The following is a 13308-nucleotide window of genomic DNA, read 5'->3' on the forward strand; positions in this document are numbered from 1 at the left end:
CCCCGAAAGGAAGGCCTGCCAATGCCCGAATTGCCCGAAGTCGAGACGGTTCGTCGCGGCCTGGCCCCCGTGATGGAGGGTGTCGCCATGTCTCAGGTGGCGGTGAACCGGCCGGATCTGCGCTGGCCGTTCCCCGAACGGATGGCCGAGCGGTTGCAAGGGCAGATTGTTCTGCGGCTGCGGCGGCGGTCGAAATACATCCTGGCCGATCTGGGCAGCGGCGAGACGCTGCTGATTCACCTGGGCATGTCGGGGCGCATCCTGATTTCCGGCGATCCGCTGGGGCGGTTCGTGCACGACCACCCGGCGCCGGAAAAACATGACCATGTGGTCTTTGACATGGCGGGCGGAGCGCGTGTCACCTTCAACGATCCGCGCCGGTTCGGCGCGATGGATCTGATGGCGACCGACCGGGCCGAGGCGCATCCGCTCCTTGCGAAGCTGGGGCCGGAGCCTCTGGGCAACGAATTCAGCGAATCCTACCTGGTGGCGGCGCTGAAAACACGCAATACGCCGATCAAATCGGCCTTGCTAGATCAAAAGATCGTCGCGGGATTGGGCAATATCTATGTTTGCGAGGCGCTGTTTCGCACCGGAATATCGCCACGTCGCAAGGCGCGCGCCCTCTCTTCGGTCCGGGCGGCGCGGCTGGTGCCGGCAATCCGCGCCGTGCTGACGGAGGCGATTGCCGCTGGCGGTTCCTCGCTCAAGGATTTCCGCCAAGCCGATGGCGAGCTTGGATATTTTCAGCACAGCTTCGATGTTTACGGCCGCGAGGGACAGCCCTGCCGCACCCCCGAATGCGCCGGAACCGTGGCGCGGATCGTGCAATCGGGCCGCTCGAGCTTCTATTGTCCGGTGTGCCAAAGATAGGTTGAACCGCACATTCAGAGTGATAAGCACGTGAAATCGACCGCAACAACGGAAAGCATCTGACATGGCCTATGAGACGATCACCGTCGAAGTAGACGACCACGTTGCCACCATCACCCTGAACCGGCCGGACGCGCTCAACGCTCTCAACTCTCAGTTGCTGCGCGAGCTCTGCAAGGCGTTGGGCGAAGCATCGGCGAACGACAAGGTGCGCTGCATCATCCTCACCGGCTCGAGCAAGGCATTTGCCGCTGGCGCCGACATCAAGGAAATGTCGGAGAAATCCTTTGTGGACGTGTTTACCGAGGATTATTTCTGGACCGAGCACCAGGCGATCACCGCCACCCGCAAGCCGATCATCGCGGCGGTGGCGGGCTATGCGCTGGGCGGCGGCTGCGAGCTTGCGATGATGTGCGATTTCATCATTGCCGCCGACACCGCCAAGTTCGGCCAGCCCGAAATCAACCTCGGCGTGATTGCCGGCATTGGCGGCACCCAGCGTCTGACCCGGCTGGTGGGCAAGTCCAAATCCATGGACATGCACCTGACCGGGCGCTTCATGGATGCCGAAGAGGCCGAGCGCGCCGGGCTTGTCAGCCGCGTGGTTCCGGCCAAGAAGCTGATGGAAGAGGCCCAGGGCGCGGCCCAGAAGATCGCCGAGAAATCCATGCTGGCCACCGTCGCCGCCAAGGAAGCGGTGAACCGCGCCGAAGAGGTTTCGCTGTCCGAAGGTCTGCTGTTCGAAAAGCGGCTGTTCCAGTCGCTCTTTGCCAGCGAAGACCAGAAGGAGGGCATGGCGGCCTTTCAGGAAAAGCGCGAAGCGCAGTTCCGCGACAAATAGACCGGAAGCGGCAAAGGCCTGGGCGACTGCGCTTTTGGCCTTTGCAAAGGCGGCGAAGTTCACTATATCCCGCCGCCATACATGCGCGTGCAGCCCGCTCTGGCTAGAATCATCCCCGGTGACATCAGGTCCGGGCCGGTCTGGCATCGCGTAACATCGACATACCAGACCCGCGAAAGGGAAGATCAGCATGGCCAATACGCCCCAGTCCAAGAAACGCGCCCGTCAGAACGAAAAGCGCTTTGCCGTCAACAAGGCACGCCGTTCGCGCATCCGCACCTATCTGCGCCAGGTCGAAGAGGCGATCGCCTCGGGCGACAAGGATGCGGCAACCAAGGCACTTCGCGCGGCCCAGCCCGAGCTGATGCGCGGCGTGACCAAAGGCGTCATGCACAAGAACACCGCATCGCGCAAAATGTCGCGTCTGTCGGCACGGGTCAACGCAATCGGCTAAGCCGTTCAAGTGACGTAAAGTTACGGGAAGCGCCCCATTGGGGCGCTTTTTTCGTGCAATATCAGTGGGCGCAAATGGGCATAGTGGCATTGTTGCACAGGGCTGGGGATTCTTTTTATGCACAACCCGAGTCAACATTTAGTTTCGGTTGCCGCTCTACGTGCGAGGTTGCTAGTTTCGGTCTTGCGAGTCAGCTCGCACTGGGGGGACAGGCGAAGCCAGTCGATTTGCACCGACTGAATTGATGTGGACAAGAGCCGGATACGGCCGTGTTTACAGCATATTAGAGCATTGTGCTCGAAGCCATGTCCAAGACGGAAACACAAGGTCGCCAGGCCGAATCTCGGAGTCCATCGGTCTCCGGAGGGGAAAGGTGTTTCTATAGGATGGCTGGTGTTGCCGGGTCCGCCCGGTATGGGGACCACCGGTCATATTTTTTAGCGCCGGTAGCCGCGAGGCCGCCGGGTACATGGGAACGGACGCAGGGACACATGACAAAAGACCAGTGGGGAGCACTACAGGGGCAGTTGCGCGAGACCGTTGGAGCAAACAACTTCACCAATTGGATCGAGCCGCTACAATTCGAAGGGGTGACGGACGGGGTGGCGCATTTCAATGTGCCGACCAGTTTTCTAGGCAATTACGTTCAGCGCAATTTTGGGGATTTGCTGCTGTATGCTATGACCAATGCCGGGGCGGATGTGCGCCGGATCGAGTTTGACGTGCCGGCCAACAAGGCCAGCATGCCGGCGGTGTCGCGTGCAGCGAACACGCCCGACCGGACCGGACAAACACAAACCAAGGCGACACAGTCGATGACATCACGCGCAGATCTGGCCGACTTGCTGCCCAGCGCGCCTCTCGACAAGCGGTTCACCTTCGACACCTTTGTCGTCGGCAAGCCGAACGAGCTGGCGCATGCCGCGGCGCGGCGCGTCGGTGAGGGGGGCGAGGTGACATTCAACCCGCTGTTTCTCTATGGCGGCGTGGGCCTCGGCAAGACGCACCTGATGCATGCCATCGCGTGGGAGCTGAAAAGCCGCTCGCCGCATCTCAACGTGCTCTACCTGTCGGCCGAGCAGTTCATGTATCGTTTCGTCCAGGCGCTTCGCGACCGCAAAATGATGGATTTCAAACAGATCTTTCGCTCGGTTGATGTGCTGATGGTGGATGACGTCCAGTTCATCGCCGGCAAGGACAGCACCCAGGAGGAGTTCTTTCACACCTTCAACGCGCTGGTGGATCAGAACAAGCAGATCATCATTTCGGCCGACCGCGCGCCGGGCGAGATCAAGGATATGGAGAACCGCATCCAGTCGCGGCTGCAATCCGGTCTTGTCGTCGATCTGCACCCGACGGATTACGAATTGCGCCTTGGCATCCTGCATTCCAAGCTGGCGACGCACCGGCTGCAATATCCCGAGCTGGAGCTCGACGAGAAGGTGCTCGAATTCCTCGCGCACCGGATCTCGACCAACGTGCGGGTGCTCGAAGGCGCGCTGACGCGGCTTTTCGCCTTTGCCTCGCTGGTCGGCCGGCCGATCACCATGGAGCTGACGCAGGATTGTCTGGCCGATGTGCTGCGCGCCTCGGAACGCAAGATCACCATCGAGGAGATCCAGCGCCAGGTGGCCGAGCATTACAACATCCGCATGTCCGAGCTGATCGGGCCGAAGCGGCTGCGGGTGTTTGCGCGGCCGCGTCAGGTGGCGATGTATCTCTGCAAGCAGCTGACCAGCCGCTCGCTGCCCGAGATCGGCCGCCGCTTTGGCGGGCGGGACCACACCACCGTGATGCACGGGGTGCGGCGCATCGAAGAGCTCAAGGTGCAGGACGGCCAGATCGCCGAAGACCTGGAGATGCTGCGCCGGACGCTGGAAGCGTAGGCGGGAAAGCACGATTGGCGGGCCGAGTGCGATCTTGGCCCGTCGTGCCCTTGACGCCCCTCTCAAACCATTGGAAACCTCTCGTAATTGCCCGAAAAGGGCTTGGAGCGCTGGGGGGATGCGGCTAACGTGCCGGTCCCGGGCTTTCGGAGGGACAGGGTATGAAAATCAGTATCGAACGCGGCACGTTGCTCAAGGCCGTCGCGCAGGCGCAATCGGTTGTCGAGCGCCGCAACACAATCCCGATCCTTGCCAATGTCCTGATCGAAGCCGAGGGGGATACCGTGTCCTTCCGCGCCACCGACCTTGATATCGAGGTGGTCGACAAGGCCGCCGCCCAGGTCGAACGCGCCGGCGCCACCACCGTTGCCGCCGTCACCCTGCACGAGATCGTTCGCAAGCTGCCCGATGGCGCGCTGGTGACTCTGGCCGAAGAAGGCGCCTCGGGCCGGCTGACGGTCGAGGCCGGACGGTCGAATTTCTCGCTGGCGACGCTGCCGCGCGAGGATTTCCCGGTGATGGCGACCTCGGAATATTCGTCCAACTTCTCGGCCCCGGCGCCGGTTCTGCGGCGGCTGTTCGACAAGTCGAAATTCGCCATTTCCACGGAAGAGACGCGGTATTACCTGAACGGCGTCTACATGCATGTCGCGGATGGCGAAGAGGGCAAGGCGCTGCGCTGCGTTGCCACCGATGGCCACCGTCTGGCGCGGATCGACGCCCCGCTGCCCGATGGCGCCGGCGAGATGCCCGGCGTGATCGTACCGCGCAAGACCGTGGGCGAGCTGCGCAAGCTGCTGGACGATGACGACATGGAAATCGCGGTCTCGGTCTCCGAGACCAAGGTGCGCTTTGCCACGCCGGACATCATGCTGACGTCCAAGGTGATCGACGGCACCTTCCCCGATTACACCCGCGTCATTCCGCAGGGCAACACCCGCAAGCTCGAAGTCGATGCCAGCGATTTCGCCCGCGCGGTCGACCGGGTGGCGACGGTTTCGTCCGAGCGGTCGCGGGCGGTGAAGATGGCGCTGGACGAGGATCGGCTGGTGCTCTCGGTGAACGCGCCCGACAGCGGCGCCGCCGAGGAAGAGCTGGCCGTGGCCTACGGCGATGAGCGGCTCGAGATCGGGTTCAACGCGAAATACCTGCTGGAGATCGCCAGCCAGGTGGACCGCGAGAACGCGGTCTTCATGTTTAATTCCGCCGGCGATCCGACCCTGATGCGCGAAGGCAATGACACCAGCGCGGTTTATGTCGTCATGCCGATGCGGGTCTGAGTGCCTTTCCGGCGCGGAATCTGGGCCGCAGGCCGCCGCGCCATCGCCGACCGGCCGTCTGCGGCGGCGATCGCGCGGTTTGCGCTACGTGGCTAGGTCATGCCGACCCATCTGACTCACCTCAAACTTTCGCATTTCCGCTCGCACAAGCGCGTGGAGATGACGACCGATGCCCGCCCCGTCGCGCTTTACGGCGCCAATGGCGCCGGCAAGACCAACATTCTCGAAGCCGTCTCGTTGATGTCGCCGGGCCGCGGGTTGCGCCGGGCCAGCGCCGAAGAGATGACCCGCCGGCCCGAGGCGCTGGGCTGGAAGATCACCGCCATGCTCGAGGCCGACACCCGCGCCCGTGAAATCGAGAGCCTGTCAGAACAGGGCAGCGCCCGGCAGGTCAGGATCGACGGCAAGCCCGCCAGCCAGATCGCCTTGGGCAAATTTGCCCGCGTTCTCTGGCTGATCCCCTCGATGGACCGGCTGTGGATCGAAGGCGCCGATGGGCGGCGGCGGTTCCTCGACCGGATGACGCTGAGCTTCTTTCCCGACCATGCCCAGGCAGTGCTGGATTACGAAAAGGCGATGCGCGAGCGCAATCGCCTGCTCAAGGATCAGGTGCGCGACGCCCATTGGTATTCCGCGCTCGAGGTGCAGATGGCCCGCGCCGGCGCGGTGATCCACGCCAACCGGCAGGCGGCGCTCGCGCGGATCGCCGAGGCCCAGGCGGACACCGAGACCGCCTTTCCGGTGAGCGAGCTTGACCTCACCGCCACCGAAGGCGAGATGCCGGCCGGCGAAGCCGAGTTGCGCGCCGCGCTGGCCGAGAGCCGGTTTCGCGATCTGGCCACCGGCCGCGCCATGGTGGGGCCGCACCGGGCCGAGCTGCACGCCGTCTTTGCCGCCAAGGGGGTGCCGGCGCGCGATTGTTCGACCGGCGAGCAGAAGGCGCTTTTGATCTCGCTGATCCTCGCCAATGCAAGGGCGCTGGCGCGCGATATCGGCAGCCCGCCGATCCTTCTGCTCGACGAGGTCGCCGCCCATCTCGATGCCGCCCGCCGCGCCGCGCTTTATGATGAAATCTGCGCCCTTGGCGCCCAGGCCTGGATGACCGGCACCGGGCCGGAGCTTTTTGCCGACCTGGGTGCCCGGGCGCAGCGCTTCGAGGTCAGCGAGACGGGCGGCGCCTCCTCGATCGCCACCGGCTGACCAAGCGTGCCATTGCGCGCGGGGCGGCCCCGGATCGGGTCCGGGGCGGGGGCTGGTCTGCGGCATCGGTGGTGCGTCGGTCGCCCCTGTCCCGGGCCCGATCCGGGACCTCCCCCCACGGCCCGAGAGAGCCCGCGGCGGGGACCGGCCGACACACAAAATCTTGTGGCATCTGCGTGACATATACGCAAAAAGCGCATATATTCCGGGCGAGAGAAAAAGAAGGCATCGCATGTCCGAGCAAGCACAACCCGCACCCGAATATGGCGCGGATTCGATCAAGGTTCTCAAAGGCTTAGAAGCTGTCCGCAAACGTCCCGGCATGTACATCGGCGACACCGACGACGGCTCGGGTCTGCATCACATGGTCTACGAGGTGGTGGACAACGGCATCGACGAGGCGCTGGCCGGTCATGCCGACTATGTGCATGTGAAAATCCACGCGGACAACTCTGTCTCGGTGCGTGACAACGGCCGCGGAATTCCGGTCGACATCCACGAGGAAGAGGGTGTTTCGGCGGCCGAGGTCATCATGACCCAGCTTCACGCCGGCGGCAAATTCGACAGCAATTCCTACAAGGTCTCGGGCGGGTTGCACGGCGTCGGCGTTTCGGTCGTCAACGCGCTCTCGGTCTGGCTAGAGCTGCGGGTCTGGCGCAACGGCAAGGTGCATTACGCCAAGTTCGAACATGGCGAGACCACCGAGCATCTGCGCGTCACCGGCGATGCCGAGGGCGAAAGCGGCACCGAGGTGCGTTTCCTTGCCTCGACCAACACCTTCTCGAACCTCGACTACGATTTCCATGTGCTGGAAAAGCGCCTGCGCGAACTCGCCTTCCTGAATTCCGGCGTCAAGATCATCCTCGAGGATGATCGTCCGGCCGAGCCGCTGCACATCGAGCTGTTCTATGACGGTGGGGTCAAGGAATTCGTCAAATATGTCGACCGCCACAAGCACGCGATGATGCCCGAGCCGATCTATGTGCAGGGCGAACGCGACGAGATCGGCGTCGAAGTGGCGATGTGGTGGAACGACAGCTACCATGAGACGGTGCTGCCCTTTACCAACAACATCCCGCAGCGCGACGGCGGCACCCACCTTGCGGGGTTCCGCGGCGCGCTGACCCGGACGATCCAGAAATACGCTCAGGAAAGCGGCATCGCCAAGCGCGAGAAGGTCAACTTTACCGGCGACGACGCCCGCGAAGGGCTGACCTGCGTGCTCTCGGTCAAGGTGCCCGATCCCAAGTTCAGCTCGCAGACCAAGGACAAGCTGGTCAGCTCCGAGGTGCGGCCTGCGGTCGAGAACCTTGTCGGCGAGAAACTGTCGGAGTGGTTCGAGGAAAACCCCAATGAAGCCAAGATGATCGTCAGCAAGATCATCGAAGCCGCCATGGCGCGCGAGGCCGCCCGCAAGGCACGGGAATTGACCCGCCGAAAATCCGCGATGGACGTCAATTTCCTGGCCGGAAAGCTCAAGGACTGCTCGGAAAAGGATCCGGCCAAGACCGAGCTCTTTCTCGTCGAGGGGGACAGCGCCGGCGGCTCGGCCCAGACCGGCCGCGACCGGGGCACCCAGGCGATCCTGCCGCTCAAGGGCAAGATCCTCAACGTGGAACGCGCGCGGTTCGACCGCATGCTCTCGTCGCAGGAGATCGGCAACCTGGTGATGGCGCTCGGCACCGGCATCGGCCGGGACGAGTTCAACATCGACAAGCTGCGCTACCACAAGATCGTCATCATGACCGACGCCGACGTCGACGGCGCCCACATCCGCACCCTGCTTCTGACCTTCTTCTACCGGCAGATGCCCGAGCTGATCGAGGGCGGCTATCTCTATATCGCCCAGCCGCCGCTCTACAAGGTCAGCCGCGGCAAGTCCGAGGTTTATCTCAAGGACCAAGCGGCAATGGATGATTACCTGATGAATCAAGGGGTTGACGGCGCAGTGCTGAAACTCGCCGGCGGCGAGGAGATCACCGGGCAGGACCTTCTGCGGGTGGTCGAAGAAGCGCGCCAGCTCAAGCGCGTGCTCGACGCCTTCCCGACGCATTACCCGCGCCACATTCTCGAACAGGCGGCGATTGCCGGCGCCTTCGTGCCCGGCGCGGTGGATGCCGATTTGCAGGGCGTCGCCGACAAGGTGGCGCAGCGGCTCGATCTGATCGCGCTGGAATACGAAATGGGCTGGCGCGGCAGGATCACCCAGGATCACGGCATCCGCCTGGCCCGCATCCTGCGCGGCGTCGAAGAGGTGCGCACCCTTGACGGCCCGATGCTGCGCTCGGGAGAGGCCCGCCGCACCGGCAGCTTTACCGAGTCGCTCCAGGAAATCTACGGCAGCGCGGCCACCCTGCACCGCAAGGATCGTCATCAGGTGATCCACGGTCCGCTCGATCTCTTGAAGGCGATCCTGGAAGAGGGCGAAAAGGGCAACACGCTTCAGCGCTACAAGGGTCTGGGCGAGATGAACCCCGACCAGCTCTGGGAAACCACCCTCGATCCGGACGCCCGGACCTTGTTGCAGGTCAAGGTCGATGACGTGGCCGAGGCCGATGACATCTTTACCAAGCTGATGGGCGACGTCGTGGAGCCGCGGCGCGAATTCATCCAGAAAAACGCGCTGAGCGTGGAGAACCTGGATTTCTAAAGGGCTGTAGGGGATGCAGGGTCACAAACGGCTCATGCTGGAGTGAGGTAAAGCGAACTGCCGCCACCGCAAGTTTCGGTCTCGCGCGAGACCGGCGCCAGGCTCCGCTGGTGGCGGTCGCGGTGCCGGCAACGGCGTTAGTCGCCCAGAGGTTGCGGGTCGGTCCGGCCGTGGTAGGCGGTAAGCGAGGCGCGGATGCGGCGCAGGTTCTCGCGGGTCTTGTCGGTGTTTTCATGCGCCACGGACAGCGCCAGCGCGTCGAGAATGGCCAGATAGGCAAAGCGCGACGGCGTCGGTTTGAAGATGTCGCTGTCTTCCGGCAGGTCGAGGCCGATTGCGGTTTCGCAGGCGTCGGCCAGGCGAGAGCCGGCCCGGGAGATGCCGAGGGTGGCGGCGCCGTAGCTGCGCGCCACGCGGGCGGCGCCGACCACGGCGTCGGCCTCACCGCTGGAAGAAAACAGCAGCATCACGTCACCGGGGCCCAGGGTCGCGGCCCGCATCTGCAAAACGTAGCTGTCATTGACCGACGCGCTGGGGATGCCGAGGCGAAAAAGCCGGTTGGCGGCCTCGGTGGCAAGCATCGAGGAGCCGCCGCCGATGCCGGCCGACACCACCTGCCGGGCGTGTGCCAGAAGCGTGCCGGCCGCGGCGATCTGCTGCGGATCCACCTGGTTCTGGGCGGCCGAGAGGGTGGCATAAAGCGCGCCGAGCACACGGTCGAGCGCGGTGCCGGACAGGCCGTCGTCGCCGGCGGCGATGGCGGGCTGAAGATATTGTTGGCTCACCGCCAGGTTCTGGGCCAGGCGCAGCTTGAACTCGCGAAATCCGTCGCAGCCAAGCGTCCGGCAAAACCGGATCACCGTCGGCGTGCTGACATCGGCGGCTTCGGCAACCTTGGCAATGGTCATGTCCGAGACCGTGTTCAGATTGGCTTTGACGAAATCCGCCACCTTCTGTTCCCGGGCGGCAAAATTGCCGTCGTGCTTGCGCAATTCCGAGATGACATCGGCCACCCTGGCGCGGCCGCGCACTGGCAGTTCCGACGAGGACGACAGGTCTGATCGATCGCTTGGCATGGGTCACCGTTTCATCCGTTTGCGTACCTTAGATACATATGACTGACAATAAAGTACATAGATGACAGGGATTTCCGCTCATACATGTACTTTAATGACAAAATTGCTTGATTTTTCCCGGATGCTTCGGCAGAACTGTACCTAAGTTACAAAATGGATTCGGGGAGGGGTCATTGTGAAATCCTGGGCTGGAAATGTCAGTGCGCGGATTAACGCCGTGGTCGAGGCCATTGTGGCGGGCCTCATGCTGGCGCTTGTGTTCGACGTCTGGCTGGGCGTCGTCGATCGCTATTATTTCCACTGGCAGCTTCCCTGGCCCGAGGAATTTGCCCGTTATCTGATGATCTGGGCGGCGATGCTGGCGGTGTCCTGCGGTATTGCCGGGCGCGAACATATCGGGTTGACGGCCTTTGTCGACCTGCTTCCCAAGGTGCTGCGTCGGGCCAGCCTGATCGCGATGGATTTGCTGGCGCTGGCGCTTTTTCTCTACGTGCTCTGGTACGGCATTCCCTTTGCCAATGGCGGCGCCAGCCGGCAGGCGATGATCTTTGGCACCAGCTTGCGCCCCTATTACGCGGCGATCCCGATGGCGGCGGCGATTGCCTCGCTCCAGATGGCGCTGGTGCTTCTGCGCGATCTTGGCGCCCACAGCGAACCCACCTTCGAGGAGGACGCGGTATGATCTGGGCGCTGGCAGCATTTGTCTTTCTGATCCTGTTTGGCATGCCGATCGGCTTTGCCATCGGCCTGGCGGGTGTCGTCGGGTTGATCGATATGGGCGGAACCCAGTTTCTCGCCATCGGCCCGTCCAAGATCTTCAACGGCCTCAACATCTTTCCCTTTCTCGCCATGCCGTTCTTTATCCTCGCGGGTGAGGTGATGAACGACACCGGCATCACCGACCGGCTGGTCAAGCTGGCCCGCGTTCTGGTGGGCCGGTTCCGCGGCGGGCTGGCGCATACCAACATGCTGGCCTCGGTGTTCTTCGCCGGGCTGACCGGCTCGGCCACGGCCGATGCCGCCGCCTTTGGCCGCACGCTGGTGCCGGCGATGGTCAAGGAGGGCTACAAGCGCGACTATGCCTGTGCTGTTACCGCCGCCGGCTCGATCATCGGGCCGACGATTCCGCCCTCGGGGCTGATGGTGGTCTATGGCTCGCTGATGGGCGTGTCGATTGCCGGGCTGTTCGCCGCGGGCGTCCTGCCGGGGCTGGTGATTTGCTTGGTCTGCATGTCGGTGATCGCCATCGGCGGCAACCGCGAGAACCTGCCCAAGGCGCTGCGCGGCGCCACGCTGCGCGAGGTCTGGCAGACCTTCGTGTCGTCGCTGACGGCGCTGGCGATGCCCGTCATCATCCTCGGCGGCATCCTGGGCGGCGTGGTGACACCCACCGAGGCGGCTTCGATCGCCGTGGCCTATGCGCTCTTCATCGGCATCTTCGTCTATCGCACGCTGACCTTCCGCAGCTTCTACGGCATGCTGGTGCGCACCGCGCGGATCACCGGGGTGATCTTCGTCATCATCGCCTTCGCCGGCATCCTTGGCTGGTGGATGAGCTTCGAGCGCATCCCGCAGATGATCGCCGAGGGCGTGCTGAGCCTGTCGGACAACCGCTATATCGTGATCGCCATCATCATCGGCCTGCTACTTGTCGTGGGCATGGTGATGGACATCACCGCCATCCTGATCATCCTCGCGCCGGTGCTGGTGCCGCTGACCGAGAATGTCGGGCTCGAGCCGATCCATGCCGGGATCATCTTCGTGCTGGCGCTCAACATATCGCTGATGACGCCGCCGGTGGGCGCCTGTCTCTTTGTGCTGTCCTCGGTGACGGGCGAAAAGCTCGAGCGGATCTCGCTCAAGCTCTTCCCCTTCCTGATAGCCGAGGTCGCGGTGCTCTTCATCTTCGCCTTCTGGGAGGACGCAGCGCTCTGGCTGCCGCGCCTGCTGGGATTTGCCCAATAACCGTTTCATGACAACTGGAGGATAATAATGAAACATCTCGCAACCTGTGCCGCGCTTGCCGGCATGATGACCGCCTCGTCGGCCTTTGCCGGTGGCACAATCAAGTTCGGCCATGACAACAAGGCCGACCCCTTCGAGAACCCGGCGCATGCCTGTACTGCCGTCTTCTCGAACATTCTCGAGGCCGGCACCAACGGCAGCGTCGACGTCGAGGTCTTTGGCTCGAACCAACTCGGCACCGCCGCCGAACACGTGCAGCAGGTGCGCGACGGCATCTTGCAGGCGACGCTGACCTCGACCGGGGCGTTGGCCAGCTATTACCCGCGCATCGACGTGCTGAACCTGCCCTTTGCCTTTGCCGACAACAGCTCGACGTACGAAGTCTTCGATGGTGCCTTCGGCACGGCGCTGGCGGCGGATATCGAAGAGACGCTGGGCGACGTGGTGGTCCTGGGGTTCCCGGATACCGGCGGGTTCTTTGCCGTCACCAACTCCAAGCGGCCGATTGCCGACCTGGCGGATTTCGAGGGCGTGCGGGTGCGCACCATGACCCTGCCGTCGCACCAGAAGATCATGCAGGCGCTCGGCGCCGAGGCCTATCCTCTGGCCTGGGGCGAGGTCTATTCCGGGCTGCAAACCGGCGTGATCGACGGCCAGATGAACCCGGTGCCGATCATCTCGTTCGCGAACTTCGCCGAGGTGCAGGAATACATGACGCTCACCAACCACCTGTTTTCGCCCTATACCTTCATGATTAACCGGGCGTTCTATGAAGATCTGACCGATCAGGAGCGGACCGTGCTGCACCACGCGGCCGAGAACTGCGTCACCGCCAGCCGTGGCATCAGCCGGATCATCGAAGCCTCGGATCGTGGTCTTGCCGGGTTGATGGACCAGATCGAGGTGACCGCCCTGACCGCCGAGCAGCGCAAGGCCATGGCCGATGCGACCCAGCCGGTGTTCGAGACCCATGTCGCCGAGAATCTGGACGCCAAGGCGGGCGAATTGCTCGAGCTTCTGAAGACCGAGGTCTCTGCCGCCAACGGCAACACCTACCTCGACTGATCCCGACAATGCGGGCCG

11 protein-coding genes are annotated in these 13308 nt (G+C 63.4%); 10 read left to right on the forward strand and 1 reads right to left on the reverse strand.

The window, feature by feature from the left end; genetic code table 11:
• Positions 1-21 precede the first annotated feature (21 nt).
• The 7 genes from mutM to gyrB all read left to right on the forward strand — a co-directional run bounded on the left by mutM (position 22) and on the right by gyrB (position 9184).
• Positions 22-873: a bifunctional DNA-formamidopyrimidine glycosylase/DNA-(apurinic or apyrimidinic site) lyase gene (gene mutM / locus BMW90_RS10730; protein ID WP_074836546.1), complete on the forward strand. Its 852-nt coding sequence runs from the start codon at positions 22-24 to the stop codon at positions 871-873.
• A gap of 64 nt (positions 874-937) precedes the next feature.
• Positions 938-1714, forward strand: a complete 777-nt coding sequence (locus BMW90_RS10735; RefSeq protein ID WP_048533611.1) for an enoyl-CoA hydratase — start codon at positions 938-940, stop codon at positions 1712-1714.
• 190 nt (positions 1715-1904) lie between these two features.
• Positions 1905-2168 (forward strand): 30S ribosomal protein S20, encoded by a 264-nt coding sequence (rpsT, locus tag BMW90_RS10740; protein WP_048533612.1) that lies wholly within the window; start codon positions 1905-1907, stop codon positions 2166-2168.
• A gap of 491 nt (positions 2169-2659) precedes the next feature.
• Complete coding sequence (gene dnaA, locus BMW90_RS10745) at positions 2660-4054, forward strand: chromosomal replication initiator protein DnaA (protein WP_048528875.1); 1395 nt, start codon at positions 2660-2662, stop codon at positions 4052-4054.
• 161 nt (positions 4055-4215) lie between these two features.
• The gene (dnaN, locus tag BMW90_RS10750; RefSeq protein ID WP_074836547.1) at positions 4216-5334 is read left to right on the forward strand and encodes a DNA polymerase III subunit beta; all 1119 of its coding nucleotides are present in this window, start codon (positions 4216-4218) and stop codon (positions 5332-5334) included.
• A 99-nt stretch (positions 5335-5433) separates the two neighbouring features.
• Positions 5434-6534: a DNA replication/repair protein RecF gene (gene recF / locus BMW90_RS10755; RefSeq protein ID WP_074836548.1), complete on the forward strand. Its 1101-nt coding sequence runs from the start codon at positions 5434-5436 to the stop codon at positions 6532-6534.
• Between the two features lie 232 nt (positions 6535-6766).
• Entirely contained in the window at positions 6767-9184 is a 2418-nt protein-coding gene (gene gyrB, locus BMW90_RS10760; RefSeq protein WP_074836549.1) for a DNA topoisomerase (ATP-hydrolyzing) subunit B, read from the forward strand.
• A gap of 137 nt (positions 9185-9321) precedes the next feature.
• Here the strand turns inward: gyrB and BMW90_RS10765 are convergent, their stop codons facing one another.
• A complete protein-coding gene (locus BMW90_RS10765) occupies positions 9322-10260 on the reverse strand; it encodes a MurR/RpiR family transcriptional regulator (protein WP_074836550.1) in 939 nt (312 codons plus the stop codon).
• Between the two features lie 217 nt (positions 10261-10477).
• Between BMW90_RS10765 and BMW90_RS10770 the strand changes: the two genes are divergently transcribed.
• From BMW90_RS10770 to BMW90_RS10780, 3 genes are read left to right on the forward strand one after another with little or no spacing between them, the layout of a single operon-like run.
• Positions 10478-10942 carry a TRAP transporter small permease gene (locus BMW90_RS10770; RefSeq protein ID WP_244526483.1) on the forward strand — a complete coding sequence of 155 codons (465 nt, stop codon included), beginning with the start codon at positions 10478-10480 and terminating at the stop codon, positions 10940-10942.
• Entirely contained in the window at positions 10939-12225 is a 1287-nt protein-coding gene (locus tag BMW90_RS10775) for a TRAP transporter large permease (RefSeq protein WP_074836552.1), read from the forward strand. The genes BMW90_RS10770 and BMW90_RS10775 overlap by 4 nt, the downstream gene beginning before the upstream one ends.
• Positions 12226-12252: 27 nt before the next feature.
• On the forward strand, positions 12253-13290 hold the full coding sequence (locus BMW90_RS10780) for a TRAP transporter substrate-binding protein (protein WP_074836553.1): 1038 nt from the start codon (positions 12253-12255) through the stop codon (positions 13288-13290).
• The last annotated feature ends 18 nt before the right edge of the window (positions 13291-13308 follow it).

It is taken from the genome of Marinovum algicola (assembly GCF_900109145.1).
GTDB classification, from domain to species: domain Bacteria; phylum Pseudomonadota; class Alphaproteobacteria; order Rhodobacterales; family Rhodobacteraceae; genus Marinovum; species Marinovum algicola.